The following is a 25,880-nucleotide window of genomic DNA, read 5'->3' on the forward strand; positions in this document are numbered from 1 at the left end:
GGGCGCCCGTGGCCGCGGGTCAGGCGACGGCGCCTCGCTCACGCAGGTCGGCGATCTCCTGCGGCGACAGGCCGAGCTCGGTCAGCGTCGCGTCGGTGTGCTCGCCCGCGCGTACCGGAGGTGCCGGCTCCTCGGCGGAGGTCCGGCTGAAGCGCGGCGCCGGGGCGGGCTGCGTCAGGCCGCCGACCTCCACGAACCCCTGACGTGCCGTCACGTGGGGGTGTTCCGGGGCCTCGCCCAGGCTCATCACCGGCGCGACGCAGGCGTCGGTGCCGTCGAAGATCTTCGTCCACTCCGCGCGGGTACGGGTCTTGAACACCTCGGTGAACCGCGCGCGCAGCTCGGGCCAGCGGTCCTGCTCGTGCTGGCCCGGCAGGTCCTCGCCCTCCAGGCCCAGGCCGTGCAGCAGCGCGGCGTAGAACTGTGGTTCGAGCGCTCCGACGCTCATGTACAGCCCGTCGGCCGTCTCGTACGTGTCGTAGAACGGGGCGCCGCTGTCGAGCAGGTTGGTGCCGCGGGCGCCTGCCCACAGGCCCTGGCCCCGCATGCCGTGGATGAAGGACGTCAGCAGGGCGGCCCCGTCGACCATCGCCGCGTCGACGACCTGCCCGCGGCCGGAGTGCGATCGCTCGTACAGCGCGGCGAGGATGCCCACCGCCAGCAGCATGCCGCCGCCGCCGAAGTCGCCGACGAGGTTGAGGGGCGGAAGTGGACGCTCGCCGGCGCGGCCGATGGGATCCAGCGCCCCCGCGACGGCGATGTAGTTGATGTCGTGTCCGGCCATCCCGGACATCGGGCCCTCCTGGCCCCAGCCCGTCATCCGGCCGTAGACGATGCCGGGGTTGCGGGCGAGACACACGTCCGGGCCGAAGCCGAGGCGTTCGGTCACTCCAGGGCGGAAGCCCTCGACGATGACGTCGGCGTTCTCGACCATGCGCAGGAGGACGTCCACCCCGGCGGGGTCCTTGAGGTTGAGGCCGATGGAACGGCGGCCCCGGCCGAGCGGGTCCACCGGCGCCTCGCCGCCGACCGTGGCCGGGCGGTCGACGCGGATGACGTCGGCACCGAGGTCGGACAGCACCATGCACGCGAAGGGCGCGGGTGCGAGACTCGCGATCTCGACGACGCGGACACCGTTCAGCGGTCCCATGCCTCACCTCTCAGGTCGGTCGCTGCGGTACACCCTAGAACGTCGTTCTGGAGCGTCGCGCACCGCCTCCAGGGAAGGGAGATGCGAGAAACCGGTCGCTCCGTGGCGGGAAGACCACGGTGAGATGACGGCGGAGAACCGCCGCCGTGCAACGTGGATGCGGCGCGGCCTGAGCCGCGCCGGTTGTCACAGTGCGTTCACGAACCTCGACAAAGAGTTGCCCGCGTCGGCGAGGCTGCCGAGTGCGCTGTGCACCACGCGCGCCGCGCCGGACGGAGAAGTCAGCAGGTAGAACACAACAAAGGCCCCGAGTGCCCAAGTAAGGTACTTCTTCATTGGCGCTCCCGCCTCCCTATGAACGCCGATTTGCCGCCAACGTGTGGCGTGGACGGCATCCTTCCGGTTTCAGTTGTTCTGGTGCGGGCCGCCCGGTGGGCGGACCGTCATCGCGATCGTCCGTTTCCCATAGTCGAGTATCACCGCTTCGCTGGCTTCTGTCGCGTGTCAACTTTGACACACATTGGTGCGAGGGGGCGACCAAGAGTCGAGACCCCGTACAAGGTTTCGTTAATGACATCAAATGTACTGGTCACGGCACTGTCGTGGCGAAGTCATGCGTTCCGTCGTAGCGGCTGGGGCGGTGCCACCGAGATGGCGCGGAAGTGGGAGATATGCCGACGGTTCCGTCGCTGAGCGTGTCCGCCGGTCACTCCCCGTCGGCGAATCGTCGCACCACGAAAAACGGATATAGGCGCATATATCTCCGAGCGTCCGGTCGCCGGGGATGACCGCGCCCCGGCCGCTTTCGGACAGCCCCGTCTCGTACTTCGGACACTCGTGCGTCCGGCCGGGCGGTGACGGCGGCGAGCGTTCGGTGGCCTGGGCGTGCCGGCGAACGCCGCGCGCGCCCTGCCGGGCAGGAGCCTCTTCTCAGGAGGAGTCGGTCGCCATCTCGTGTATCCGGTCCTTCACCGCCGACCGGGCGTGAACGGCGGCGCCGCGCGCCACGGCGTTCTCTCCCAGCTCCGACAGGACGAGGCGCGGCTCGACCAGGAGGCGGGCGGCCAGGTGCCGGTTGAGCAGGTCGATGAGGGGTGGGCCGGAGGCCGCGACATCGCCACCGATGACGACGACCTCCGGGTCGAGCAGCAGCATGAGCGCGGCGAGCCCCGTGGCGAAGCGGCGCGTGACGCGTTCGCACAGTGCCTGCGCCACGGCGTCGCCCTCCGCGGCCAGCTCGAACAGGACCCGGGCGATGTGGCCGAGGTCCGCGGCGCGCGCTCGCGCGTGCAGGGCCGATCCGGGGGCCGCTTCGGCCAGCGCCAGCTCCCGGATGGCGCGGGTCCCCACCAGGCGCTCGAAGCCGCCCAGCCCGTCCCGCGCGGTCAGGTCGCGCGCATCGTCGCCGGATGGCCGGTCCGGGTCGCCGGCGACGTCCAGGAAACCCAGCTCGCCCGCTGCCGAGGAAGAACCGCGATACGGCCTGCCGTCGATCATGACGCCGGTGCCCACGCGCTCACCCCAGTGCACGTACGCGAAGGTGTCGTTGCCCGACGCGGCGCCGAGAGAGTGCTCCGCCAGCGCGGCCAGCGTGACGTCGTTGTCGATGAAGACCGGGCACCGGAACCGCCGCCGCAGGACGGAGTTCACCGGCAGGCCGGCCCAGCTCGGGATGCTGGGGGCCACTCTGATCGCTCCGTCGGTGTCGATGATCCCGGGAGTCCCCGCCGTGACGGCCCAGAGGCGGGTGCCGTCCACGCCCGCCGAGCTCAGGCAGTGATCGATGGCGTCGGCCGCGGCCTGGACGATCTCCGCCCCCGAAGAGGGCGCGACGACGCCCGTGGTGGCCACCGGGGTTCCCGCGAGGTCGGTGAGGACGACCTCGATGTGGCGCGGGTCGATGCCGACCCCGGCGACATGGCCGATCTCGGCGTTGAACCGTACGTGCTGGGCGGGGCGGCCGACCCCCGTCCCGCGGGCTTCCAGCCACTCCACCAGGCCGACCTCGCCCAGGTCGGACAACGCGCGGGTGACGGCGGGGCGGGACAACCCGGTCCGCTCCATGACCATCGCCACCGTCGCGAGCCCCGGTGCGGCGCGCAGCGACTCCAGGACCACCCTGCGGTTGATATGACGCAGTACGCCCGGCCCCCGTGCGGGCTCGTCCGGTCCCATAAGGGTCAACTATCCCACTCCGAACCCTTGACACGGGTTGCCGCGAGAATACTTAATAGCGATTCGTTAATAATACCCCGCCTCTGAGTCCCGACCCCCCGCGGGAGTAGTCAATGCCCCACTGGCCACGTCCCCTCCGCCGCCCCTTCCGCCCGCTCTCCCTCGCCGCCGCGCTCCTGGTGACCGTCGCGCTCGTCCAGGGCGGTACGGAGGCCCCAGCCGCGGCACGGCCCCAGGCCCGGCCGTGCATCACCGACCCGAAGCCGTCCATCCGTCCAGACGAGACCGTCGGCGCGATGTCGCCGGGGCTGGCCGGCCGGGTGATCCGGCGCCTGCTGCCCTGCCGGCAGGCCTCGCAGATCGTCTTCGCGAAGGCCGGCGCATCGCCCGGCCGTGACGGCTTCACCATCTCCGGGAGCCACGCCAAGGTCCGGATCTCCGCCGACACCACGAGCGCCGCCCTCGCCGGTGCCGACTGGTATCTCAAGTACGTGCTCAAGGTGCAGGTGTCCCGGCACGCGCGCCCCGACCTGTCGCGTCTGCCCGCCAGGCTCCCCGTGCCCCGCCGACCGATCAGCCGCAGCACGCAGATCGTCAACCGCTACATGTACAACTTCACCTCGGCGGGCTACTCGATGCCCTACTGGAACCTCGACCAGTGGGCGGATGAGCTCGACTACGTCGCCGTCGCCGGGTACGACCAGGCGCTGGAGCTGATCGGCCAGGACTACGTGTGGTACCGGTTCCTGCTCCGCTTCGGCTACACCGACGAGCAGGCACGGAGCTGGATCAGTCAGCCCGCGCACCAGCCCTGGCAGTGGATGAGCAACATGTCCGGCTTCAAGGGCCCGATCGCGAAGGACCTGCTGGACAAGCGGCTGGCCCTGGGCCGCCAGATCGTGGCTCTGATGCGCGAGCGCGGCATCACGCCCGTCTTCCCCGGTTTCGCGGGAACCGTGCCCGCCGACTTCGATCGGCACGTGCCGCAGGCGCGGCTGGTCCAGCAGGGCGGCTGGGAGGGGTTCGAGCGTCCCGCCTGGCTGGATCCCACCAGCGAAGCCTGGGGCACCGCGGCGCGAACCTGGTACGACGTGCAGACCGAGCTCTTCGGGCCGACCTCCCACTACGCCATGGACCTCTTCCACGAGGGCGGCAAGAACGGCGATGTCCCCGTACGGACCGCCTATCGGCTCGTGCAGGAGGCGCTCGAGTCGGCGCACCCGGGTGCCACCTGGATGCTCCAGGGGTGGACGGGTACCCCCAAGGCCGGCTTCAGCGCGGACCTCGACACCTCCAAGGTTCTCGTACTGGACCTGAACTCCGACGGTGACGCGAAGTACAGCGCCGGCTACGAGGGCGTCCAGTGGGCGTTCGGCTCCATCAACAACTGGGGCGGTCGCGGTTACGTCTTCGGCCGGCTGTTCTCGATGGCGACCTCGATGCCCGCCGCGCTGGCCTCCGGCCAGGGCCGCCAGATGACCGGGATCGCGTCCGTCATGGAGGACACCCAGGCGAACGACGCCGACGCGGACCTGCTGGCGGACCTGGCCTGGCGGACCGAGCCGGTCGACCTGCGGTCGTGGCTGTCCGACTACGGCGTCCGGCGGTACCAGTCCGACACTCCCGACGTACGGGCCGCGTGGGAGGGACTCGCCCACTCCGCGTACAGCCTCGCCGGAGAGCGCTTCTACCCCGGCCACGGCGGGCCCGACGCGATGTTCGAGGCACGGCCGAGCTGGAGCTCGACGGGCGCCATCACGTACCGGCCCAAGAAGCTTTACTGGGACCCCGGAATCCTCGACGCGGCGTGGCGGCACCTGGTCTCGGCCTCGGACCGGGACCCGCGCCTGCGGAGTGACGACGCCTACCGCAAGGACCTGGTCGACGTCGGCGCCCAGCTGCTCAGCGACCGGTCCCGGTACGACTTCACGCAGGCCAAGGCCATCGCCGCCAAGCCGGTGAGCGACTCCTACCCGGCGGATCGGAAGCTGGCCGACTTCGGCGCCGCCGCGCAGACCTTCCTCGACCACCTCCGGCTGGCCGACGAACTGCTCGGCACGCGGCGCGACTCCATGCTCGGGACCCTCATCGTCGAGGCCCGCTCATGGGCCGGCTCGCCGGCCGAGGCCGACGTGCTGGAGTACGACATCCGCTCGATCGTCAGCACCTGGGGCGACACCGCACAGCGCGCGGCCGACCTGCACGACTACAGCGCGCGCCACCTGAACGGCCTCTACAGCACGCTCTACACGCAGCGCTGGACGACGTTCTTCGACGCCGTCAAGAACGCGATCCGCACCGGCGCCGACCTTCCGGACATCGATTTCTACGGGATGGAGGCGGCGTGGACCACCTCGACGGACAAGGCCCACATTCCCGCCGCACCCTCGGGTGACACGGTCGAGGTCAGCAGGCGCATCGCCAAGGCCATCACCCCGGTCGACCTGACCCACGGGCAGCGGATCTCGATCTCGAAGATCCCGGCGAAGGTCACCCAGGGCGCCCCGTTCAAGGTGGCCGTGAGCATCACGAACACCGGGACCGAGCGGCTCAGCAGTCTGGCTCCCCAGCTGGAACTGCCCGACGGGTGGGCGGTCGTCAACGCCGGCGTCGCCTTCCCGGCGGCCATCGACCCCGGTGCCACGGCCACGGCGACCTACACCGTCATGCCCGCCCGGCACACCCCGATCGGCACGGCCACGGTCACGGCCCGCATGCAGTGGGTCCCCGGGGACACCGCGACCAACCCGACGTTCGTCGGCACGCCCACCGCGTACACGTCCGCGCACGTCAGGGTGGGGCCGTGGGTGAAGACCCCGGGCGTCGACACGCCGTTCGCCTCGATCGCCGACGCCTTCTCCGCCGTCGCCTTCTCCGACGACACGAACCCGTCGGCAGGCGACATGGACCTCAAGGGCAACAGCTACAGCGCGCAGGCCCTGGCCGCCGCCGGGTTCACGGTCGGCGGGAAGGTCTCCGCGCTGGACACGACCTTCGACGTCGGTCGCGCCGGCAGCCCCGACGCGGTCCCCGCCGACGGATCGTGGTTCAACGTCAACGAGGAGGGGCGAAAGGGCTCGAAACTGGCGTTCCTCGGGGCCACGGCGAGCCCGAGCGCGTCCGGCACGGTCACCGTGACCTACACGGACGGCACCACGGCCACGGGCACGCTCGGCTTCCCCAACTGGGCGCAGGCCTCCATCCCGGACAACCCGGCCTTCGGCGCCAAGGTGGTCGTCGACAGCCGCTACCGGAACGTGCCCACCGGCCCCGCCAACCAGGGATTCCACTACGTCGTGTGGGGCAACACGATCGACATCGATCCGGCCAGGACGGTCGCCTCGGTGCGCATGCCCGTGACCGCCAACGGCGAGCTGCGGGTGTTCGCGGTCGCGGTCGTCCCCGCGTCGTGACGCCCTGAACCGGTCGGCCTGACCGCTCGTCCGCTCACCCGCGGTCAGGCCGACTTATGGCCTCTGGCCTGCGGCAATGCATGATCGGAGGTTCCGCAGGGTAGATCACCGTTGCCGTGCGCGGCCGTCGGGGGGCGCCGTCCACGGCGGACACACGTGCGGCCATCGAACGAGCAACTCATCAGAGTGCGCGTCACCGTCATCGCGATGGTGGTGACGGGCTTCCTCGCCATGCTCGGCTACGGGGCGCTCCTCGCGTTCGTCCGCATCCAGGCGGGCGCCCAGATCGACAACCAGCTGATGTTCACCGCGCGTCAGGTCGCCACCCTGGCGCGGGCCGGTCACCTCGAGAACCCGATCGTCAGCGGCAACCCCGGCCTGATCCAGGTGCAGAACGACCGGCGGCAGGTCGTGGCGGCCAGCCGTTCCCTGGTCGGCCTGTCCGCGCTGCGGGCGAAGGCGCCCACCGGCGACGGCCACCTCTTCGAACGCGTCTGCCCGGGCAACCGCTGCTTCCGCGCCATGGCGATGCGCGTGACCGGCCCGGACGGCCCGCTCACCGTGTACGTCCTGGCGCCGGAGCTCGGCCTGTTCCCCCGGCCGGGGCTCGCCGTCTTCCTCGCTCTGGGCATCCCGTTCAGCATCGGGGTGGCCGGGGTCTGGCGATGGTGGCTCGCCGCGCGCAGGCTGCGGCCCGTCGAGCTGATCCGCGCCGAGCTCGACGAGATCAACGCGGCCGACCTGCACCGGCGGGTGTCGGTGCCGCTCCGGCGCGACGAGTTCTCCTCGCTGGTCGAGGCCGTCAACGCAACGCTGGACCGGCTGGAGGCGGCCGTCGAGCAGCAGCGGCGGCTGGTCTCCGACGTCTCGCACGACCTGCGCAGCCCCATCGCCGGCCTGCGCGCCGAGCTGGAGGCGGCCCTGATCGACCCGGAGGGCACCGACCTGCGGTCGGCGCTGAGCCGGACGCTGAAGAACACCGAACGCCTGCAGAACATCGTCACCGAACTCCTCGTCCTCGCCCGCAGGGAGGCGGGCCTGCCCGGCCGTACCGAGCGCGTCGACCTGGGCGAGCTCGCCGAGCGCGAGGTGGCCCGCCGGCCCCGCCGCGTCTCGGCGAAGGTCGCCGCCGAGCCGGGCGTGATCGCCCGGGTGAACGACGTCGACGTCGGCCGGGTGCTCACCAACCTGCTCGACAACGCCGCCCGGCACGCCGACTCCGAGGTGATCGTGACCGTACGGCGCGAGGGCGACGTGGCGATCGTGGAGGTCTTCAACGACGGTGAGGCGATCGCCCCCGAGGACCGCGAACGCATCTTCGAGCGGTTCATCCGGCTGCCCGCCTCGCGGAAGCGGGACTCGGGCGGTACGGGGCTCGGGCTGGCCATCTCCCGTGACATCGCCAACGCGTACAGCGGCTCTCTTGAGCTGGCCGACGACGACCTCGGCACCCGATTCGTCCTCACGCTCCCGCTCGCGGGGGAACCCGAGGCCTGAACGAAGTTTCACTCGCTGAGCCTCGCTCGTTGCGGCTCGCTACTGCGGATTCCGCCACATGGGCCAGACGCGCGGCCCGCCTCCGGGCACGCGGATCTCCCCGGTGAGCCGGAACCCGAAGCGCTCGTAGTAGGCGATGTTCGCCTCCTTGGAGGACTCCAGGTACGCGGGGAACCGCTGGTCGTCGCAGCGGGACAGCCGCGACATCAGCAGGGCCGAGCCGAACCCGCGGCCCTGGGCCGACGGGTCGGTGCCGAGTGTCGAGAGGTACCAGTGCGGTTCGATCGGGTGCGCCCGCTCGATCTCGCCGAGCCCGCGCAGCACCGCGTACGTCCGGGTGCCCAGGACGCGCAGCATGCCCGGAAGCTGCCGGAGCTGGGCCGCGAGAGAGATCCGACCGCGGCCCGGCGGGTCCCACAGCGCGCCCGCCCGGACCCGGCCGTTCTCCTCGGCCAGCTCGTTCAGGCCGTTCGGCAGGCGTGCGTGGCGGAGCAGCATGGCGAACATGGCGGCCATCCGTTCCGGATGGCGGGGAAACATCCACGTCCAGACCGGATCGTCGGCGAAGGCGCGTCCCAGCACCGCCGCGAGCGCATCGGCGTCTGAGGCCAGGACGTCACGGACCGCGTTCATCTGCTGAGTGTTTCGTGCAACGATCGGCATGTGAAGATCCTGATTCGAGTGGTTACGACCGCAATCGCACTCTGGGTGGCGACGCTCATCGTGAGCGGCATCGACCTGACGACGGCCTCCACACCGAAGAAGGTCGGCACTCTGATCGCCGTGGCCATCGTCTTCGGTGTGATCAACGCCTTCCTGAAGCCGATCGTCAAGACGCTCGGCTGCGTTTTCTACATCCTCACGCTGGGGCTCTTCGCGCTCGTGGTGAACGGGCTGCTGCTGTGGCTGGCCAGCTGGGCGGCCGGCAAGATGAGCCTGCCCTTCCACGTGAGCGGATTCTGGCCGGCGTTCTGGGGCGCGATCGTCGTCGGCGTCGTGAGCTGGCTGCTCAACCTGTTCGTCCACGACGACAAGGACTGAGGTCGCGAAGGCCGCCCGCGAGCCGCGGGCAGCGGCTCCGGGCGGTCTCTCAGGCGGGCAGGTCCGCCGCGTCGAGGTGCTCGGTGCTGTTGGAGGTGACCAGCCGCAGCTCGCCGTCCTTGCGGGCCCACAGCGTGAGGGAGGCGTTCGGCACGAGGGTGCGCTCGATCTCGAGCACCTCCTTCTCGGTGAGCCGCTCCACGATGTAGCGCGTGAGGACCACGACCGCGTCGTGGGCGACGACCAGCACCCGGCCGTCGGGATGGTCGCGCTGGATTTCGGAGAGCACGCTGCGGAGCCGGAGGGCGACGTCCGCCCAGGACTCGCCGCCGGGCGGCCGGTAGTAGAACTTGCCGGTGAGCCGCTTGCGCGCCACCTCGTCGGGGAACCGCGCGGCGATGCCCCGCCACGTCAGCGCGTACAGCACTCCGTTCTCCCGGTCGCGCAGCCGCTCGTCGTAGCGGATCGGCACGTCGCCGACCTGCGCCAGCGCGATGCGCGCGGTCTCCGCGGCACGGACGTACGGCGAGGAGTAGACCACCGTGGGACGCTCGTCCGGCGGCGTGGAGGCCAGCCACCGGCCCAGCGCCTTCGCCTGCCGCCGGCCGGTCTCCGACAGCGGGACGTCGGGGTCGCGCAGGCCGATGTCGATCTCTTCGCGCTGGTCCGTCTCGGCCACGCGCCAGGCGACGTTGCCGATGCTCTCCCCATGCCGGGCCATCGCCAGCCACTCAGGTGAGTTCAGGAGTCCTCCTTCGTCGGAAGAGTGACCAGACGTGCGTGTTCCATGGTTCGCTCGCTACGCTCGCTCACAGTCCTCCTTCGTCGGAAGAGTGACCAGACGTGCGTGTTCGATGGTTCGCTCGCTGCGCTCGCTCACAGAATCCCGACCTTACCGGGCGCTCACGACATGGGGCATTCCTCGCCGCACGTGAGGCGGATCAGCATCTCGAGGAACACCTGCTGGATCTGGCCGGGGTCGAGCGTGACGAACGCCTGGCCGCCGGTCCGCGCCGCGATCTGCTGGAGCGGGGCCGGATCGATGTCCGGCCCGAAGGCGATGGGCACGATCGCCACCGGCTTGAGCGGGTCCGCGATGCGCCCCAGCTCCTTCAGCAGCTCCTGCAGGAGGATCGTGTGCCCGGGGTCGTAGTTCATGCCGTCGGTGAGCACGACCAGCACGTTGTTGCGGTCCGGCTGGTAGGTCCGCACCGCCTCCCGGTACGCGGCCAGCACCGAGTCGTACAGCGCCGTACGGGTGCCGGGCGCGGGCCGCGCCGCGTTGAACGCGGCGATCACGGCGTCGCGCTGTGTTCCGGTGCCCACGCGCTGGGTCAGCTGCCGGTACGGCACGAGCTGCCGGTAGTCGCGGTCACCGTCCAGCCGGGTGGAGAACTCCCAGAGGGCGACCTGGGAGTTGTCGCTGAGGATGCGGGTGCCGCCGATGGCCGCCTGGGTCGTCGCGCGCATGCGCGTCTCCTTGCCGCGCGGCACGGGATCGCCCATCGAGGGGGAGACGTCGAGCAGGATCAGCATGCGCGCGCCGAGTACGGTCCGCTGCCACATCTGCAGGATCCGGCCGACCGTCGCCGGGTCCTGCGGGCGCGTCGGCGCCGGCGCCTCGGCCGCGACACCGTACCGGGGACCGAACCCGGCACCGGCGACGCCGTCCGGGGTGCGCAGCCCGAGCGACTGCAGAGCCTCGCGCGCCGGCGACTGCGACAGCGCGTCGCGGAAGTCCTCCACGGTCCGCGACCGCTCGCGGTCGGTGGTCGCCGAGACGTACGGGAAGTCCAGCGCGAGCGTGCCGTCGGCCGGGTAACGTGCGCTGACCGGTCGTTTCGGGTCCACGTGGTTGTGCTGCCAGACCGACTGTTCCGACAGCACCACGGCGGTCGGCGGGTCGCCGCCACGGAACATCGCCTCGTACGCGGCCTTGTCGTCGGGCAGGGCGGAGCCGAGGTCGGAGTAGAGCGTGATCGCGAACGTGCTGAGCCCGGACTTTCCCGCCCCGGACGCCTGGTGGGCGAGCATCAGCGCGCCGAGGCCGCTCGCCTGCGTCGTGGGATCGAGAAACCGTACGCGGACCGCCGGCCGCGCCGCGCCGGTGCCGGGCAGCCGGGAGGACAGGAGCAGCCGCCAGCTCACCTGGTTCGGTGAGCGTCCCTGCGCGGCGGCCAGGACCAGGGGCGAGGAGGCGATCGAGGTGCCCGACGGCCGTACGGCGGCGGCGCCGAGGCGGGTGCGCCGGGCGACCGGCAGCCAGAGCGAGGAGTCCGGGATCCACGCGTCGGGCCGCACGGCGCCGGGGGAGGAGCCCTGCCCGGACAGGACGCCGGCCACGTCCGCCGGCTCCTCGCGGAGCACGGTGACGCGGACGCAGGTCGTCCGGGCGTTGTAGCGGCGGGCGGTCTGCTCGACGGCCGGGGCGATCGTGGGCGCGGCGGCCACGGTGATCGCCTCGGCGCGGCAACCGTCGGCATGGGAGCCGAGGGAGCAGGCGGCGGCGGCCGGAACGATGGTCAGCAGGAGGGCCGACAGCAGGGCCGGCGTCCTGACCCGGACAGCGCTACCGCGACGGTATGGCATCCAACACCCGTCCCCGATCATTAACGGCATCCCGTCATTTGCCCCGGAGATTAGCCGGTTAAGCGCACATCAATGTCCCTTTCCTGACATTTCGGCTGAGGTGTGGCGTGGAAGTGAGATGACTTCCGTAACATCAGTCACAGAGCTTTCTTTGAGCCGCTTTATTAACACTCGATACCGGGAGAACTCGCCCTGGTCGACTCTTGGCTATTTCGAACACCTGACGTCGCATAGGTCACTGGATAAGCTCCCCGTTGTGGGACGTCATGTCTCTGCCGAGCGAAGACGTGCGCTTCGCGGCCGGTTCTTCCTCGCGCTTCTCGCGATCGGGGCCCTCGTCTGCCTGGCGGCGTTCGCCGGTTACCGGATCTGGGACGAGACGCGCGGCCGGCCGCTCTTCCGGCATGGCCGGCCGTCGCCGTCGGCGGCACCGGTCGCGGTGACCCTTTCGGTCACCGTGACGGGTCCGAAATGCCAGGTGTTCGTGCGGGTGCCGGGCGGCGACATCCTCGTCAACCGCAACTTCACACGCGGCCAGTCGCTGCGCTTCGACGAACAGCGGCTGAGCGTCGTCCTGAGCGACGCGAGCGCGGCACGCGTCTATGTGAACGGCCACCTGCGCCCGCCCGGAAAGCCGGGCAAGCGCGTCGCCTTCGTCGCGCTGAAGGGCTGATGCGGAGGCGATTTTCGGTTCGCCGAAAAGGCGGGTTTCCTTCCGTCGCCATTACGGCGTACGGACACGACACGCGTACGCCGTGCGAGCGTCCGGGCACTTCGGCGCGGGTCGCGACGCACTGACCGGCATCCGGGGGGCGTGGTCCTCGTTCCCCGCAGTGCCGGGGAACGAGGACCACGGAGGCGTCAGGCCCGGCCGCCCGCGGAGCGGCGGCGGAGCAGCGCCAGCGCGCCGCCGATGACGGCGAGGACGATGACGACGAGCCCGATCCACCACCAGCCGGCGCTGGAGGTGTGCCGTACGGGCTCGGCGGCGGGGGAGGCCGGCGCCGACGACGCGGCGCCCGCCGGGGCCGTCTGGGCCGCCGACGGAGAGCCGCCCTGCACCGTGAACTTGTACTCGCCGGTCACCGGGTGGCCGTCCTCGGCGACCACGCGCCAGCCGACCGTGTAGACGCCCGGCGCCAGCGCGCCGCCGACCTGCTGCGTCACGTGGTTGTCGACCGCGCTGGCCTTGCCCGCCTCGTGGTGGCCGCCCTTGGCGTCCAGCAGGACGACGCCGGGGAAGCGCACCGGGTCGGCGTAGGTCAGGCGGATCTGGGCCGGTGCGGCCACCGTCGCGTCCTTGGCCGGATCGGACGACGTCAGGGTCGTGTGGGCCTCGGCCGGCGCGGCCGTGGCCAGCACGCCCAGCAGTGCCGCCGCCGTGGCGGCCACCGCGATCCTCATGACGCGCGCCTCCGGGTCAGGCCGTACACGCCGACGGCCAGGCCCACGACCCCGAAGCCGAGGCCCAGGCCGCCGAGCAGCCGCGCGGTGCCGTCGTCCGGCGACGCCGGGGAGTCCGCCGCGGTCACCCGCGTCGACGCGTCCTTGGCGTTCGCACCGGACGCGGCGGCGACGAGATGGATGGTCGGCGCGGGGTGCTCGGGCTCCTGACCGCCGTTGCCGGGGTCCTGGTTCCAGTTCACCACGTCGCCGTTGGAGTAGGTCTGGGCCGCCTTGAACATCAGCCGGTCGACGCCGGTCGGCAGCGGGCCCATCGAGACGTCGAACTCCTGGAACTCGCCCGGCGTGATCTTCCCTCCGCTCCAGGTGATCTTCGAGACGGCCTCGGTGAGCTCCCCGCCCTCGACCTTGAGCGGAGTGGCCAGCTTGGCCTTCTCGACCTTGATCTTCCAGCCGGGCACCGGGCGGACCGACACGGACGCGATCGGATGGTCGGCGGGCAGGTCGACCTCCAGCTTCGTGGTGTCGGCGCTCTTCTCCTCGTTCGGAACGCGGAACGACACCTTGCTGTACGAGCCCGGCTCGGCCGTGCTCGGGTTGGCGGTGACGTGCGCCGAGGCGGCTCCGGCCGCGAGGGTGACCGCCAGACCGGCCAGGGCGGACACGGCCGCCACGCGCTGTGACATGCGCATAAAGGGACTTCTCTCCATTTGACAGTGGAACGCCGAATTACCGGACCTGCGGAGATCCGGGAGCCGTGCGGCGCTCAACCGGCGAGCGCCGCCGTACGGGCGGCGGGAGGTCCCCTTCGGATGACGACGTGACGTAGGAGGGCGCCGCGCGGCGCGGCGGCGGGTGAGGGCGCGGCCTGGAGGCGCGGCGCCGAGCGGACCGGCGGCGCCGCCGACAGCAGGGTGCGCGCCGGGCGTACGAGGGCCGCGGCGACGCGCCGGGCCAGGCTCCACACCGCCCGCTCGCCGCGGTGCAGCCACCAGGCGGACACGGCCGCCGCCACACCGTGGGCGAAGGTCATGGTCCAGCCGGCCGAGGACGGCGCCATGGTGTCGCCGTGAGTCAGGTGCTGCCCGTGCTCGGCGGCCGAGAACAGGGCGTGCAGGACGAACTGGCCCCCCAGCAGCCCACCGAAGATCGTCGCGAGGGAGCGTTCGGCGCCGGCGAGGGCCATGCCGACCACGGTCATGACCGCGAGCCCGCCGACCGCCGCGACCGGGGAGACGGTGGCGTGCGAGGCCACCATGTGACCGGTGACGGCCAGCGCGACGCACACGGTGGCGAACACCACCGCACGCGCGGCGCGGTACGTCGGACGGGTCGGCATGACGCCTCAATTATCGGCGTACACCCTCTGTGCTCGCGGCCGCCTCACCCAAATCCGACACTCGCGCGCATACGCCCTGGACGCTCGCGGTCGCCCTCGCCGGAAGACCGGCGGCGTGCCGATGTCGGCCAACCTTAACGTCGCAGGCTATTGACGCCGTGATCGTTAGTACTTAACTTCCATACGACCACGTGATGACGTTGGATTTTTTCCAGAACCACCGGGAGATCCATGTTCCGGCCCGTTTCGCGTTCCTCCCGAGCCGTACGCCGCACCGCAGCCGGGCCGGCCGTCATGGCCCTGCTGCTCGGTGCGCTCGCCACCGGCCCGTCCGCCCACGCCGCTACGAAGAGTGACCACGGCCGAGGCGTACGGTTGCGGGTGATGAATTACAACATCCAGGCCGGCGCCGGCTCCGATCACGTCTTCGACCTGGAACGACAGGCCGAGGCCATCGAGTCCGAGCACCCCGACGTCGTCGGTCTGGAAGAGGTCGACGTCGACTGGGCGACCCGCAGCGACTACACCGACGAGGCCGCGTGGCTGGCCCGGCGGCTGCGCATGCACGTCTTCTTCGCCCCCATCTACGACCTTCCGCCGGACCGCGAGGGCGCGCCCGACCGGAGGTTCGGCGTCGCTCTGCTGTCGCGGTTCCCGATCATGTACGCGAAGAACCACGACATCACCCGGCTGTCCACGCAGGTTCCCGACCCGGTGCCCGCGCCCGGTCCCGGGTTCCCCGAGGTGCTCCTCAACGCGCACGGCATGCCACTCTGGGTGTACGTCACCCACCTGGACTACCGCGCCGATCCGGGCGTACGGGAGGCCCAGGTGGCCGACATGGACGCGATCATGGACCGGCGGCACGGCCGCAAGCTGCTCCTCGGCGACTTCAACGCCCAGCCGGACGACCCCGAGCTGGCGCCGCTGTGGACGCGGCTGACCGACGCCATGACGGTCGTGGGGCAGCGCACCACGCCGACCTGGCCCGCCGACACGCCGACCAAGCGGATCGACTACGTGACCTACTCGACCAGGTCCGGCATCCGCACCGTCGGCGCGCACGTGCCGGACACGCTCGCCTCCGACCACCGGCCCGTCGTGACCGACCTGACGGCGTTCTGAAGGGGGATGACATGACGACACGACGAGGAGTACTCCGCGGCATCGCCGTCACCGGAGCCGCGGCGCCGTTCGCCTCTTTGGCCGCCACGCCCGCCGAGGCGAAGAAGGCCGGCGGCGTGCAGACCGGCTTCGACGTGCTGCACGCGGGCGGCTACCAGCAGCTCAAGGGCCAGAAGGTCGGCATGGTGGCCAACCCCACCGCGGTCGTGCGCGACCTGAGCCACGAGGTCGACGTCATGCACGGCTCCGGCGCCGTCGATCTCGTGGCGGTGTTCGGCCCCGAGCACGGCTTCCGCGGCTCCGCGCAGGCCGGTGGCTCGGAGGGCTCCTACAAGGACCCGCGCACCGGCATCCCCGTCTACGACGCGTACGCCAAGAGCGTGCAGGCGATCGCGGACGACTTCACCAAGTCCGGCATCGACACGGTCGTCTTCGACATCCAGGACGCCGGCGCGCGCTTCTACACCTACATCTGGACGATGTACGACTGCATGCAGGCGGCGTCCCTCGCCGGCAAGCGCTTCGTCGTCCTCGACCGGCCGAACCCGCTCGGCGGCACCCAGGCGACCGGCCCGGTCATGCAACCGGGGTACACCTCCGGCGTCGGCAAGCAGGCGATCTCGCAGCAGCACGGCATGACCGTCGGCGAGCTGGCCCTGCTGTTCGACAAGGAGTTCCTCGGCGGGAAGGTCAAACCGCAGGTCGTGAAGATGCGCGGCTGGCGGCGCGGCATGTTCTTCGACGAGACCGGCCTGCCCTGGGTCATGCCCTCGCCGAACATGCCGACCCTCGACACGGCGATCGTCTACCCCGGCCTCGGCCTGTTCGAGGCCCTGACGATCTCCGAGGGCCGCGGCACGACCCGTCCGTTCGAGATCGTCGGCGCGCCGTTCCTCGACTGGCACTACGCCGACGCCCTGAACGCGCTGAACCTGCCCGGTGTGCGGTTCCGCGAGACGTACTTCGTGCCCACGTTCTCCAAGTGGGTGAACCAGAACTGCGCGGGCGTCGAGGTCACCGTGACCGACCGCCGCAGGTTCGACTCGATCCGTACCGCGATCGCGATGATCGTGACCGCGAAGAAGCTCTACCCCAAGGACTTCGCCTGGCGCGAGAGCGCCCCGCCGTACTGGATCGACAAGCTCACCGGCTCCGACCTCGTCCGGAAGGGGGTCGACGGCGGTTCCACGACGGACCAGATCGTCGCCTCCTGGCAGGGGGAGCTGGCACGGTTCCGCGCCCAGCGGGCCCGTTATCTGCTGTACCGCTGAGGAGGAACCGATGCGTCGCCCCCCACGTCGCTCCCTCATGGTCCTCGTGGCCGCCGCGTGCCTCGGTGCGCCGGCGGCCGCCCAGGCCGCCCCATCTTCGCCGTCCGCCGCGCCTGCGGTCGGCCCGCCGACCGTCACCGCCTCCGATCTGAAATTCACCCCTGGCCGTACGCTGCACTACGGCTCGGCCGCCTCCGCCGGGCTGCTGCCCGACCAGGTCGCGGCGATCGCCAGGGACGCCGCCGCGTACGAGACCGCCCTGCCCGGCGCGGCGCACCCGCTGTACCCGGGCGCGGTCGTGCTCGCCGCGCACAATGGCACGATCGTCCAGCACAGTGCGTCCGGGTACGCCCTGCGCTACTCCGACGACAAGCCGACCGAACTGCCGCGGGACCAGTGGATCCCGATGCGCGACGACACGATCTTCGACCTGGCGTCGATGTCGAAGCTGTTCACCACGATCGTCGCCCTGCAACAGGTCGAGCGCGGCACGATCGATCTGGACAAGACGGTCGCGACCTACCTGCCCGACTTCGCCCAGAACGGCAAGGGCACGATCACCCTCCGCCAGCTGCTCACGCACACGAGCGGCCTGGAGCCGGACCTGCCGTTCTACAACTACCAGGGCCGCGCCGCGCAGGAGCAGGCGCTGTACGCGGAGAAGCTGCAGCACCCGCCCGGCACCGCGTACGTCTACTCCGACCTCAACCTGATCACGATGCAGTTCATCCTGGAGCACGTGACCGGCAAGACCCTCGACGTCCTCGTACGCGACGGGATCACCGGGCCGCTCGGGCTGAAGGACACCGGCTACAACCCGCCCGCGTCCGAGAAGAACCGCATCGCCGCGACGGAGTACGAGCACGTGCCGCCCGCCCAGCTCAACCGCGGGCTCGTGTGGGGCCAGGTGCACGACGAGAACTCCTACGCCCTCGGCGGCGTCGCCGGGCACGCCGGGGTCTTCTCCACCGCGCACGACCTCGCGATCCTCGCCCAGATGATCCTGGACGGCGGCCGGTACGGCCACGCGCGGGTCCTTGGTGACTCGTCGGTGCGGAAGATCTTCACCAACTTCAACCAGGCGTTCCCCTCCGACTCGCACGGCATCGGATTCGAGCTGAACCAGCGCTGGTACATGGGCGGCCTGTCCTCCCCGGTGACCGCCGGCCACACCGGCTACACCGGGACCGACATCGTCATCGACCCGCTGTCCCGGTCGTTCAGCATCCTGCTGACCAACCGGGTGCACCCGAGCCGCAACTGGGGCAGCATCAACCCGGCGCGTGTCGCGGTCGCCCAGGACCTGGCCCGTGCCATCCCGATACGCCCGGCCGAGGGCCGTACGGCGTGGTTCTCCCAGACCAAGGACAGGAGCACCGCGACGCTCACCGCCCCGGTGACCGGCGCCACGAAGCTCTCCTTCGACCTGTGGTACGACACGGAGGAGACCGACCTCGGCGTGCTGGAGGCCTCGCCGGACGGCGCGACCTGGACGCCGGTGCCGTTCTCGCTCAAGGCGGGCCGTTCTTCCTGGACGTCGGACGGCACGTTCTCCGGCTTCGAGGACCGCCGCTGGGCCAAGGCGGCGGCCACACTGCCGGCGGGCACCACGCAGGTGCGCTGGCGCTACACGACCGACCCGCTGTACGAGGGCCGCGGCGTGTACGTCGACGGTGTCCGCGCCTACGACGCGCACGGCCACGTCGTCCTCAACGGCGAGCGCCCGTCGGACGCGGCACGCTTCGTCCCGAACGGCTGGACCGTGAGCTCGAACTAGCCCGGGTGGTGCCCGCGGACACGAGCCGCGGCCTCTCCCGTCCCCGATCCCGCCGTGCGCGACCCGCCCGGCGGGATCAGGACGTTCGGGCCGGCGAGGCCCTCCGTTCGTGTGCTGGAGTCCGGCGGCCGCGCACCCGGTGAACGGATGTGGACGCCGCGCCTGGACGGCACCGCGTCGGCTCACGGTTCCGATCGGGGTCCGATCACGCCCTCTGCCAGCGGGAACCGGTGGTCAGCGGCTATCGTTCTCGATGAGGGGAGTACTTCCCAGCGTCGGCCCGGTCAGCACGGACACCCTTGGTGGTGGCCCCGGGTCGCGGCCCGTCTCGCGCGGGTGAAGGAGACCTCGGACGACGAGCCGTTCGAGGAGCCCGCATGTCCACTTCCGTCGCTTCGCCGCTGGTCTGGGTCGTGACCCTCGCTGGGGTGCTGTTCTTCTTCGCGGTGGACTTCGTGCTGACCCGCCGTCCGCACGCGGTCGCCTTCCGCGAGGCGTTGGCGTGGACGGCCTTCTACCTCGCCCTGCCGATCATCTTCGGCGTCTTCGCCTGGCAGCGGTGGGGTTCGGAGACCGCGGTCGACTACTTCACCGGCTGGCTGGTTGAAAAGTCCTTGTCGGTCGACAACCTTTTCGTGTTCATGCTGCTCATCGCCGCCTTCGCGGTGCCCGTCACTCTCACCCAGCGGGTGCTGCTGTACGGCATCGCCGGCGCCCTCGTGCTGCGCGGCGTCTTCATCGCGATCGGCGCCGCGGCGGTCCAGGCGGTCTCCTGGACCTTCGTGATCTTCGGCGCCATCCTCCTGTTCACCGCCATCAAGATCGTGAAGGACACGATCACGGGAGCGGGGCACGAGGTGAACGTGTCCTCCCTGCGGTCGGTCCGTCTCGTACGCCGCCTGATGCCGGTGACCGACGACTACCGGGGCCCACGCCTCACCGCCCGTCTCGACGGCCGGCGGGCCCTCACCCCGCTCGCCGTGGTCGTCGTCGCGGTGTTCGGCACGGACCTGGTCTTCGCGATCGACTCGATCCCCGCCGTGTACGGCGTCACCCAGGACCCGTACCTCGTCTTCACCGCCAACGCCTTCTCGCTCTTCGGCCTGCGCGCGCTGTTCTTCGTACTGCAGAGCACACTGAGCAAACTGGTTCACCTGGGGTACGGCCTGGCGGTCATCCTCGCCTTCATCGGCGTGAAGCTGATCCTGCACTGGGCGCACGGCACGTGGAAGTGGCTGCCGGAGATCCCCACGCCGATCTCGCTCGCCGTGATCGTCGTGACGCTGCTGACGGTCACCCTGACGAGCCTGCGCGCGGGTCGCCGACAAGCGGCGTCCGCGGTCGCCGACGGCCGCTGAGAGGGCGCATGCTCACGGGGTCTCCCGCACGTGAGGGGCCTCCTCGATCAGGTTGAGACGAAAACGCCGGCGCGTGCGGCCGCGGCGACGGCCGCGGCCGACTGGTCGGCCGCGGCGCTGTCGAGCGGTTCGGCGGTGACGAGCAGCCGCATGTACAGGGGTGCTCCGATGGCTCGGGATACGTCGGTCGGCTGAGTGCCAGAGGGAAGCTCGCCGCGGCGGACGGCGCGGTTGACGATCTTGGCGACCATCGTGGTGTGCTCGGCCCAGAACGCGCGGATGACCTGCGCGACCTGGTCGTGGTGGCCGGCCGAGACCATGGCGCGTACCAGCGCCTGGCCGGCGCGGTCCGTGAGTACGGCCAGCGCGGAGCGGGCGAGTTCGCGCAGGTCACCATCGATGTCGCCGGTGTCGGGCGCCGGCACGGACTGGTCGGCGAAGAACGTGAGGGCGTCGACCAGGAGACCGTCGAGGGTGCCCCAGCGCCGGTAGACCGTTGCCTTGTGCACGCCGGCGCGGTGGGCGACGGACTCCATGCTCAGCCCCGCGTAGCCGGACTCGACGAGCTCGTCGACGGTCGCCTGGAGCACGGCCGCGCGGGTGCGTGCGGTGCGGCCCCCGGGCCGGGTCTGGGTCATGTGCGCCTCAACATCTGATGCGACGAATCGTTGCATTAAGCGTTCGGTCATGCCATCGTATCCATTAATGCGACAGTTCGTCGCACAAGGAGTCGTCAGGGGAGCGGATCGTGAACAGTTCGACGTCAGCCGGCACATCGTCCCGGTGGGGGACCGTCGGTCAGGTCCTGACCGGCTTGGTCGCGGCCTCCGCACTCCTCGCGGCCGTCACCGCGGTCTCCGACGTGACCGCGGCGGACCATGCCACCCTTGTCGTCCAGACCTGGCGGATGTACGGCCTGTTCCTGTGCGGCGGGATGTTCGCGCTGCTCGCGCTGAGGCCGCGCGTCCACGGTGCGGTGTGGGCATTGATGATCGCCAACAAGGCGGCCCTGACGGTCACGACAGTCGCCTACTCCACCCACGGCGGCATCGCGGAGGCGACCAAGACCGTCGGCTGGGACGGCACGCTGACCGTCGTCTTGATCGCCGCCTTCGTCATGTGCCGGGCGAATTCTGAGAGCCGGTCGTAGGCCACCCACGGCTCGGAGGGTCTTCGACATGCCCCGCGCCCGGACGGCGTCCGTCCGGACGGCGACGTGACGCGTCCGCCGCCCAACGCCCCCACACCGCACTCGGCGGCCACCCGCCCATCACCCGACCGTCACCAACCTGACGGCCGAGTGGCAGTTAGGAGGCGGTCGCGGAAGGGGCGTGGGTTGGCTGTGGATAACCTGCGGCCGGGTCCTACTGGCCGGGCAGGCCCTTGTCGAGGCCGGCGCGGCGCAGGGCGTCGGCGAGTGCGCCGCCGCCCGAGCCGCTCGAACCTCCCGGTCCGCCGCGGCCCTGGCGGCCGCCGTTCCGGCCACCGCCCTGGCGTCCGCCGCCCTGGCGCCGGGCGCCGCCGTCGCGTCGGCTCTCACCCGGTTTGCGGCGGTCGGCCTCGTCGTCGAGCCGGAGCGTGAGGGAGATCCGTGACCGCGGGATGTCGACGTCGAGGACCTTGACGCGGACGATGTCGCCGGGCTTGACGACGTCGCGCGGGTCCTTGACGAAGGTCTTGGACATCGCCGACACGTGCACGAGGCCGTCCTGGTGCACGCCGACGTCCACGAACGCGCCGAATGCCGCGACGTTCGTGACCACGCCTTCGAGGATCATGCCGGGCTCGAGGTCGGCGATCTTGTCCACGCCCTCCTTGAAGGTCGCGGTCTTGAACGCCGGGCGCGGGTCGCGTCCTGGTTTGTCCAGCTCCTTGAGGATGTCGGTGATCGTCGGCAGGCCGAACGTGCCGTCGACGAAGTCCTCCGGGCGTACCGTCCGCAGCGCCCTGGTGTTGCCGATGAGCGCCGAGACGTCGCCGCCGTCCTTCTTCAGGCCGGTCGACTCGAAGATCCGGTGGACCAGAGGGTACGCCTCGGGGTGCACGCTGGAGCCGTCGAGCGGGTCATCGCCGCCCCGGATGCGGAGGAAGCCCGCGCACTGCTCGTACGCCTTGGGGCCCAGCCGCGGCACCTCCTTCAGCGCGTTCCGCGACCGGAACGGGCCGTTGGCGTCGCGGTGGAGGACGATGTTCTCGGCGAGGCCCGAGCCGATGCCGGACACCCGCGTCAGCAGCGGCACCGAGGCCGTGTTGACGTCGACGCCGACCGCGTTCACGCAGTCCTCCACGACCGCGTCGAGCGAGCGGGAGAGCTTGGTCTCCGACACGTCGTGCTGGTACTGGCCGACGCCGATCGACTTGGGGTCGATCTTGACCAGCTCGGCGAGGGGGTCCTGCAGCCGCCGGGCGATCGAGACGGCGCCGCGCAGCGAGACGTCCATGCCGGGCAGCTCCTGCGAGGCGTACTGCGAGGCGGAGTACACCGACGCCCCGGCCTCCGACACCATGATCTTGGTGAGCCCGGGCATCAGCTTGATCAGGTCGGCGGCGAGCTGGTCGGTCTCGCGGGAGGCCGTGCCGTTGCCGATCGCGACCAGGTCGACGCCGTGCTGCTGGGCGAGCTTGCCGAGCGTGGCGAGCGCCTCGTCCCAGCGGCCCTGCGGCTTGTGCGGGTAGATCGTTTCGGTGGCCACGACCTTGCCCGTGGGGTCGACGATCGCGACCTTGACGCCCGTACGGTAGCCCGGGTCCAGGCCCATCGTGGTGCGGGTGCCGGCGGGCGCGGCGAGCAGCAGGTCGCGCAGGTTCGCCGCGAACACGCGCACCGCCTCGTCCTCGGCCTCCTGCCGCAGGCGCAGCCGCAGGTCGAGATCGAGCCGGACGAGGATGCGCGTGCGCCAGGCCCACCGCACCGTCTCGGCCAGCCACCGGCTGCTCAGCGGCACCTCGAACCGCCGCGCGATCGCCCGCTCGTACGCGGTGACCTCGCCGTCTTCCTCCTCCGGCGTCAGGGTGAGGTCGAGGACCTCCTCCTTCTCGCCGCGGTACAGCGCGAGGATCCGGTGCGACGGCAGCCTCGTCAGGGGCTCGGCGAAGTCGAAGTAGTCGGAGAACTTCGCGCCGGCCTCCTCCTTGCCCTCACGTACGCGCGAGACCATGCGGCCCTTGGACCAGAGCCGCTCGCGCAGGTCGCCGATCAGGTCGGCGTCCTCGGCGAACCGCTCGACGAGGATCGCGCGGGCGCCGTCCAGCGCCGCCGCGGCGTCCATCTCCTCCGTGACGTACGGCTCGGCCGCCGCCTGCGGGTCGAGCGACGGGTCGCCGAGCAGCGCGTCGGCGAGCGGCTCGAGGCCGGCCTCACGGGCGATCTGCGCCTTGGTGCGCCGCTTGGGCTTGTACGGCAGGTAGATGTCCTCGAGCCGGGCCTTCGTGTCGGCCTCCATGATCCGCGCACGCAGGGCGTCGTCCAGCTTGCCCTGGGACTCGATCGACTCCAGGATCGCGGTGCGACGCTCCTCCATCTCGCGCAGATAGCGCAGGCGTTCTTCGAGCGTCCGCAGCTGGGCGTCGTCGAGCGCGCCCGTCGCCTCCTTGCGGTAGCGGGCGATGAACGGCACGGTGGCACCGCCGTCGAGCAACTCGACGGCCACCTGCACCTGCCGTTCGCGCACGCCGAGCTCTTCGGCGATCTTCTGGTGAACAGACGTCGACACGATCCCTTGCCCTCTCACTGAGCTTGGGATGCATTGTGCAGGCATCCGCCGACATTGTCGCGCCGGACGGCCCCAGTCCGGCGAGGACGACCCTGCGGAACCCCCCGATGTGGGTGGCTCCGCCCCCAACATCCCCTGCAGGAGGGGAGGACTTTCCTCGGCTCACGAGCTGCACCGCTGGGGCGGGGCCTCCCGGCCGCCATCGAGCCATCGCTCAGCGGCGTGCGGCCCTGCCGATGTGTTCCGAGTAACTCATTCATCCACAGGCTGTGGACAACCCGTGGATCAGGGACGGGCGCCGCGGACCCGGAGGTCCGCCAGGAGGTCGGCGGTGGCCTGGGTCACCGCGTCGACCGCGCGCTCGAAGACGGCCTCGTTGTGGGCCGCGGGCTTGCGGAACCCCGAGATCTTGCGCACGTACTGCAGGGCGGCCGCGCGGATGTCGTCGTCGGTGACCTCTTCGGTCATCGGGGGCCGCAACGTCTTGATGCTTCTGCACATGTCGCCCATCTAACGCCTCCGGTGTGACAGCCGCGACGCCGCGGCTCGGTCAATCGGACAGATCGGGCACCATTGGGGGGTGAACACTCAGATGCTGGGCGAGTGTCCAGGCGATACGTCGCCCGCGGCCGTCACACGGCCGGACGCCGACGCAGCCGGCACACGGCCGGACGCCGACGCGGGCCTCACGCGGCCGGACCCCGGCACGGCGATCACCCCGCCGGACACCGACACGGCCCCCACGCGGCCGGACGCCGGCGCCGCACTCACGCGGCTGGCCGACCTCATCGCGGACGGCGACGTCGTGGTGCTCAGCGGTGCCGGTCTGTCGACCGAATCCGGCATCCCGGACTATCGCGGCGAGACCGGCCGTAAACGACGGGCCGAGCCGATGACGTACCAGACGTTCGTCGGGAGCGCCGCGGCCCGCCGCCGCTACTGGGCGCGCAGCCACCTCGGCTGGCGGCACGTCGCACGGGCCACGCCCAACGCCGGGCACCGTGCCGTCGCCGAACTGCAGCGCCGCGGGCTGGTCCGCGGGATCATCACCCAGAACGTCGACGGCCTGCAGCAGGCCGCGGGCGCGCACGACGTGATCGAACTGCACGGCAGTCTCGACCGGGTCATGTGCCTGAACTGCGGCCGGCGCACCTCCCGCGAGGTGCTCGACGAACGTCTGAGCGCCGCCAACCGCGCGTGGAGCGCCGAGGCCGGCGCGATCAACCCCGACGGCGACGCGGTCCTCGAGGACGAGGACGTCGCGTCCTTTCGCGTCGTGGACTGCGTCGACTGCGGCGGCCTGCTGAAGCCCGACGTGATCTTCTTCGGCGAGAACGTGCCCAGGTCCCGGGTGGACGAGTGCTACGGGCTGACCGAGCGCGCCGGGCTGCTGCTCGTGCTCGGGTCCTCGCTGACGGTGCTGTCCGGCTACCGGTTCGTCCGCCACGCGGCCCGGCTCGGCATCCCGGTGGCCATCGTCAACCAGGGCGGCACCCGCGGCGACGAACACGCTCTCGTGACGTTCGACGCCCCGCTCGGGCCCACGCTCACCGCCCTGCTGCGGGAGCTGGGCGACGGCTCGTACGCGACGCGTTGAGGGTCACCGCGGCGCTTTGGGGGTTTCGTCCCGACGTGAATTCGCGGACCGGACTGGGGGTATTCATATCTTCCACCGACGCGCAGGACCATACTGAGAGCGTGAAGCCACCCCGCGCCGCCAGCCGGCGACACCTGCCCACCAGCCCGTTCAAGCCTCCGGCCGACGCTCCGCCGGTCGAGCGGTTCGCCGTCGACGACCAGGTGGTCCACGACCAGTTCGGTCTCGGCGTCGTCATCGGGGTCGAGGAGGACGTCGCCGTCCTCGTCGACTTCCGCCCGCGCCGTGAGCGCATCACGGCGCCGTACCACAAGATGACCAAGCTCTGAGCACAGTCACGGCGACGGGAGCGGCACGGCCGCCTCCCGCGCGCGACCCGGCGGCCGCCTGACCGTACGCACCCGCCGGGCTCGGCGTTCGTTGCCGCCTAT

Annotated in this window: 23 protein-coding genes; 11 read left to right on the forward strand and 12 right to left on the reverse strand. The window is 71.0% G+C overall.

What is annotated here, in order from left to right; all coding sequences use genetic code 11:
* Nucleotides 1-19 precede the first annotated feature (19 nt).
* The 3 genes from ABEA10_RS08265 to ABEA10_RS08275 form a co-directional block, all read right to left on the reverse strand.
* The gene (locus ABEA10_RS08265; protein ID WP_345459594.1) at nt 20-1,150 is read right to left on the reverse strand and encodes a CaiB/BaiF CoA transferase family protein; all 1,131 of its coding nucleotides are present in this window, start codon (nt 1,148-1,150) and stop codon (nt 20-22) included.
* Nucleotides 1,151-1,336: 186 nt separating this feature from the next.
* Entirely contained in the window at nt 1,337-1,486 is a 150-nt protein-coding gene (locus ABEA10_RS08270) for a hypothetical protein (protein ID WP_329252474.1), read from the reverse strand.
* 594 nt (nt 1,487-2,080) lie between these two features.
* Complete coding sequence (locus ABEA10_RS08275; RefSeq protein WP_345459597.1) at nt 2,081-3,325, reverse strand: ROK family transcriptional regulator; 1,245 nt, start codon at nt 3,323-3,325, stop codon at nt 2,081-2,083.
* A gap of 113 nt (nt 3,326-3,438) precedes the next feature.
* On the opposite strand from ABEA10_RS08275, the gene ABEA10_RS08280 reads away from it, so the two are divergent.
* Nucleotides 3,439-6,738, forward strand: coding sequence for an alpha-N-acetylglucosaminidase TIM-barrel domain-containing protein (locus tag ABEA10_RS08280; protein WP_345459600.1), 3,300 nt, complete (start codon nt 3,439-3,441; stop codon nt 6,736-6,738).
* Between the two features lie 186 nt (nt 6,739-6,924).
* Nucleotides 6,925-8,235, forward strand: a complete 1,311-nt coding sequence (locus tag ABEA10_RS08285; protein ID WP_345459603.1) for a sensor histidine kinase — start codon at nt 6,925-6,927, stop codon at nt 8,233-8,235.
* A 39-nt stretch (nt 8,236-8,274) separates the two neighbouring features.
* Here ABEA10_RS08285 and ABEA10_RS08290 read toward each other — a convergent pair whose 3' ends face one another.
* Entirely contained in the window at nt 8,275-8,868 is a 594-nt protein-coding gene (locus ABEA10_RS08290) for a GNAT family N-acetyltransferase (protein WP_329252486.1), read from the reverse strand.
* Between the two features lie 30 nt (nt 8,869-8,898).
* On the opposite strand from ABEA10_RS08290, the gene ABEA10_RS08295 reads away from it, so the two are divergent.
* Nucleotides 8,899-9,276 carry a phage holin family protein gene (locus ABEA10_RS08295; protein WP_329252492.1) on the forward strand — a complete coding sequence of 126 codons (378 nt, stop codon included), beginning with the start codon at nt 8,899-8,901 and terminating at the stop codon, nt 9,274-9,276.
* A 49-nt stretch (nt 9,277-9,325) separates the two neighbouring features.
* Here the strand turns inward: ABEA10_RS08295 and ABEA10_RS08300 are convergent, their stop codons facing one another.
* Together ABEA10_RS08300 and ABEA10_RS08305 are read right to left on the reverse strand one after the other, a co-directional pair.
* Nucleotides 9,326-9,997 (reverse strand): histidine phosphatase family protein, encoded by a 672-nt coding sequence (locus tag ABEA10_RS08300; protein WP_345459610.1) that lies wholly within the window; start codon nt 9,995-9,997, stop codon nt 9,326-9,328.
* Between the two features lie 182 nt (nt 9,998-10,179).
* Nucleotides 10,180-11,865, reverse strand: coding sequence for a substrate-binding domain-containing protein (locus tag ABEA10_RS08305; RefSeq protein WP_345459613.1), 1,686 nt, complete (start codon nt 11,863-11,865; stop codon nt 10,180-10,182).
* 118 nt (nt 11,866-11,983) lie between these two features.
* Between ABEA10_RS08305 and ABEA10_RS08310 the strand changes: the two genes are divergently transcribed.
* Nucleotides 11,984-12,538 (forward strand): hypothetical protein, encoded by a 555-nt coding sequence (locus tag ABEA10_RS08310; RefSeq protein ID WP_345459616.1) that lies wholly within the window; start codon nt 11,984-11,986, stop codon nt 12,536-12,538.
* A gap of 188 nt (nt 12,539-12,726) precedes the next feature.
* Here ABEA10_RS08310 and ABEA10_RS08315 read toward each other — a convergent pair whose 3' ends face one another.
* The 3 genes from ABEA10_RS08315 to ABEA10_RS08325 form a co-directional block, all read right to left on the reverse strand.
* On the reverse strand, nt 12,727-13,269 hold the full coding sequence (locus ABEA10_RS08315) for a copper resistance CopC family protein (RefSeq protein WP_345459619.1): 543 nt from the start codon (nt 13,267-13,269) through the stop codon (nt 12,727-12,729).
* Nucleotides 13,266-13,955, reverse strand: a complete 690-nt coding sequence (locus tag ABEA10_RS08320) for a YcnI family copper-binding membrane protein (RefSeq protein ID WP_345459622.1) — start codon at nt 13,953-13,955, stop codon at nt 13,266-13,268. The genes ABEA10_RS08315 and ABEA10_RS08320 overlap by 4 nt, the downstream gene beginning before the upstream one ends.
* Before the next feature lie 80 nt (nt 13,956-14,035).
* The gene (locus ABEA10_RS08325; protein WP_345459625.1) at nt 14,036-14,608 is read right to left on the reverse strand and encodes a hypothetical protein; all 573 of its coding nucleotides are present in this window, start codon (nt 14,606-14,608) and stop codon (nt 14,036-14,038) included.
* A gap of 231 nt (nt 14,609-14,839) precedes the next feature.
* Between ABEA10_RS08325 and ABEA10_RS08330 the strand changes: the two genes are divergently transcribed.
* The 4 genes from ABEA10_RS08330 to ABEA10_RS08345 all read left to right on the forward strand — a co-directional run bounded on the left by ABEA10_RS08330 (nt 14,840) and on the right by ABEA10_RS08345 (nt 20,139).
* Nucleotides 14,840-15,733 (forward strand): endonuclease/exonuclease/phosphatase family protein, encoded by an 894-nt coding sequence (locus tag ABEA10_RS08330; RefSeq protein ID WP_345459628.1) that lies wholly within the window; start codon nt 14,840-14,842, stop codon nt 15,731-15,733.
* Between the two features lie 11 nt (nt 15,734-15,744).
* The gene (locus tag ABEA10_RS08335; RefSeq protein ID WP_345459631.1) at nt 15,745-17,004 is read left to right on the forward strand and encodes an exo-beta-N-acetylmuramidase NamZ family protein; all 1,260 of its coding nucleotides are present in this window, start codon (nt 15,745-15,747) and stop codon (nt 17,002-17,004) included.
* Between the two features lie 10 nt (nt 17,005-17,014).
* Complete coding sequence (locus ABEA10_RS08340; protein WP_345459634.1) at nt 17,015-18,781, forward strand: serine hydrolase domain-containing protein; 1,767 nt, start codon at nt 17,015-17,017, stop codon at nt 18,779-18,781.
* Nucleotides 18,782-19,158: 377 nt separating this feature from the next.
* On the forward strand, nt 19,159-20,139 hold the full coding sequence (locus tag ABEA10_RS08345) for a TerC/Alx family metal homeostasis membrane protein (protein WP_345459637.1): 981 nt from the start codon (nt 19,159-19,161) through the stop codon (nt 20,137-20,139).
* Between the two features lie 47 nt (nt 20,140-20,186).
* Here the strand turns inward: ABEA10_RS08345 and ABEA10_RS08350 are convergent, their stop codons facing one another.
* Entirely contained in the window at nt 20,187-20,777 is a 591-nt protein-coding gene (locus tag ABEA10_RS08350; RefSeq protein WP_345459640.1) for a TetR/AcrR family transcriptional regulator, read from the reverse strand.
* Nucleotides 20,778-20,887: 110 nt separating this feature from the next.
* Between ABEA10_RS08350 and ABEA10_RS08355 the strand changes: the two genes are divergently transcribed.
* Nucleotides 20,888-21,289, forward strand: coding sequence for a hypothetical protein (locus ABEA10_RS08355; RefSeq protein ID WP_345459643.1), 402 nt, complete (start codon nt 20,888-20,890; stop codon nt 21,287-21,289).
* Between the two features lie 214 nt (nt 21,290-21,503).
* Here ABEA10_RS08355 and ABEA10_RS08360 read toward each other — a convergent pair whose 3' ends face one another.
* Complete coding sequence (locus ABEA10_RS08360) at nt 21,504-23,852, reverse strand: Tex family protein (RefSeq protein ID WP_345459646.1); 2,349 nt, start codon at nt 23,850-23,852, stop codon at nt 21,504-21,506.
* A gap of 285 nt (nt 23,853-24,137) precedes the next feature.
* A complete protein-coding gene (locus ABEA10_RS08365) occupies nt 24,138-24,353 on the reverse strand; it encodes a DUF2277 domain-containing protein (RefSeq protein WP_345459649.1) in 216 nt (71 codons plus the stop codon).
* A gap of 79 nt (nt 24,354-24,432) precedes the next feature.
* Here ABEA10_RS08365 and ABEA10_RS08370 point away from each other — a divergent pair, with 79 nt between their 5' ends.
* Together ABEA10_RS08370 and ABEA10_RS08375 are read left to right on the forward strand one after the other, a co-directional pair.
* The gene (locus tag ABEA10_RS08370; protein ID WP_345459651.1) at nt 24,433-25,449 is read left to right on the forward strand and encodes an NAD-dependent protein deacetylase; all 1,017 of its coding nucleotides are present in this window, start codon (nt 24,433-24,435) and stop codon (nt 25,447-25,449) included.
* A gap of 101 nt (nt 25,450-25,550) precedes the next feature.
* Nucleotides 25,551-25,778 carry a hypothetical protein gene (locus tag ABEA10_RS08375; protein WP_329252539.1) on the forward strand — a complete coding sequence of 76 codons (228 nt, stop codon included), beginning with the start codon at nt 25,551-25,553 and terminating at the stop codon, nt 25,776-25,778.
* Nucleotides 25,779-25,880 lie beyond the last annotated feature (102 nt).

This window comes from Actinoallomurus oryzae, from assembly GCF_039541955.1.
Taxonomy (GTDB): domain Bacteria; phylum Actinomycetota; class Actinomycetes; order Streptosporangiales; family Streptosporangiaceae; genus Actinoallomurus; species Actinoallomurus oryzae.

Coding starts and splice junctions, on each gene's coding strand:
- ABEA10_RS08270 (WP_329252474.1), bottom strand. CDS start 1,486: ATGAAGAAGTACCTTACTTGGGCACTCGGGGCCTTTGTTGTGTTCTAC.
- ABEA10_RS08275 (WP_345459597.1), bottom strand. CDS start 3,325: ATGGGACCGGACGAGCCCGCACGGGGGCCGGGCGTACTGCGTCATATC.
- ABEA10_RS08350 (WP_345459640.1), bottom strand. CDS start 20,777: ATGACCCAGACCCGGCCCGGGGGCCGCACCGCACGCACCCGCGCGGCC.
- ABEA10_RS08305 (WP_345459613.1), bottom strand. CDS start 11,865: ATGCCATACCGTCGCGGTAGCGCTGTCCGGGTCAGGACGCCGGCCCTG.
- ABEA10_RS08315 (WP_345459619.1), bottom strand. CDS start 13,269: ATGAGGATCGCGGTGGCCGCCACGGCGGCGGCACTGCTGGGCGTGCTG.
- ABEA10_RS08320 (WP_345459622.1), bottom strand. CDS start 13,955: ATGTCACAGCGCGTGGCGGCCGTGTCCGCCCTGGCCGGTCTGGCGGTC.
- ABEA10_RS08330 (WP_345459628.1), top strand. CDS start 14,840: ATGTTCCGGCCCGTTTCGCGTTCCTCCCGAGCCGTACGCCGCACCGCA.
- ABEA10_RS08300 (WP_345459610.1), bottom strand. CDS start 9,997: ATGGCCCGGCATGGGGAGAGCATCGGCAACGTCGCCTGGCGCGTGGCC.
- ABEA10_RS08310 (WP_345459616.1), top strand. CDS start 11,984: ATGACTTCCGTAACATCAGTCACAGAGCTTTCTTTGAGCCGCTTTATT.
- ABEA10_RS08345 (WP_345459637.1), top strand. CDS start 19,159: ATGTCCACTTCCGTCGCTTCGCCGCTGGTCTGGGTCGTGACCCTCGCT.
- ABEA10_RS08280 (WP_345459600.1), top strand. CDS start 3,439: ATGCCCCACTGGCCACGTCCCCTCCGCCGCCCCTTCCGCCCGCTCTCC.
- ABEA10_RS08265 (WP_345459594.1), bottom strand. CDS start 1,150: ATGGGACCGCTGAACGGTGTCCGCGTCGTCGAGATCGCGAGTCTCGCA.
- ABEA10_RS08340 (WP_345459634.1), top strand. CDS start 17,015: ATGCGTCGCCCCCCACGTCGCTCCCTCATGGTCCTCGTGGCCGCCGCG.
- ABEA10_RS08365 (WP_345459649.1), bottom strand. CDS start 24,353: ATGTGCAGAAGCATCAAGACGTTGCGGCCCCCGATGACCGAAGAGGTC.
- ABEA10_RS08335 (WP_345459631.1), top strand. CDS start 15,745: ATGACGACACGACGAGGAGTACTCCGCGGCATCGCCGTCACCGGAGCC.
- ABEA10_RS08325 (WP_345459625.1), bottom strand. CDS start 14,608: ATGCCGACCCGTCCGACGTACCGCGCCGCGCGTGCGGTGGTGTTCGCC.
- ABEA10_RS08290 (WP_329252486.1), bottom strand. CDS start 8,868: ATGAACGCGGTCCGTGACGTCCTGGCCTCAGACGCCGATGCGCTCGCG.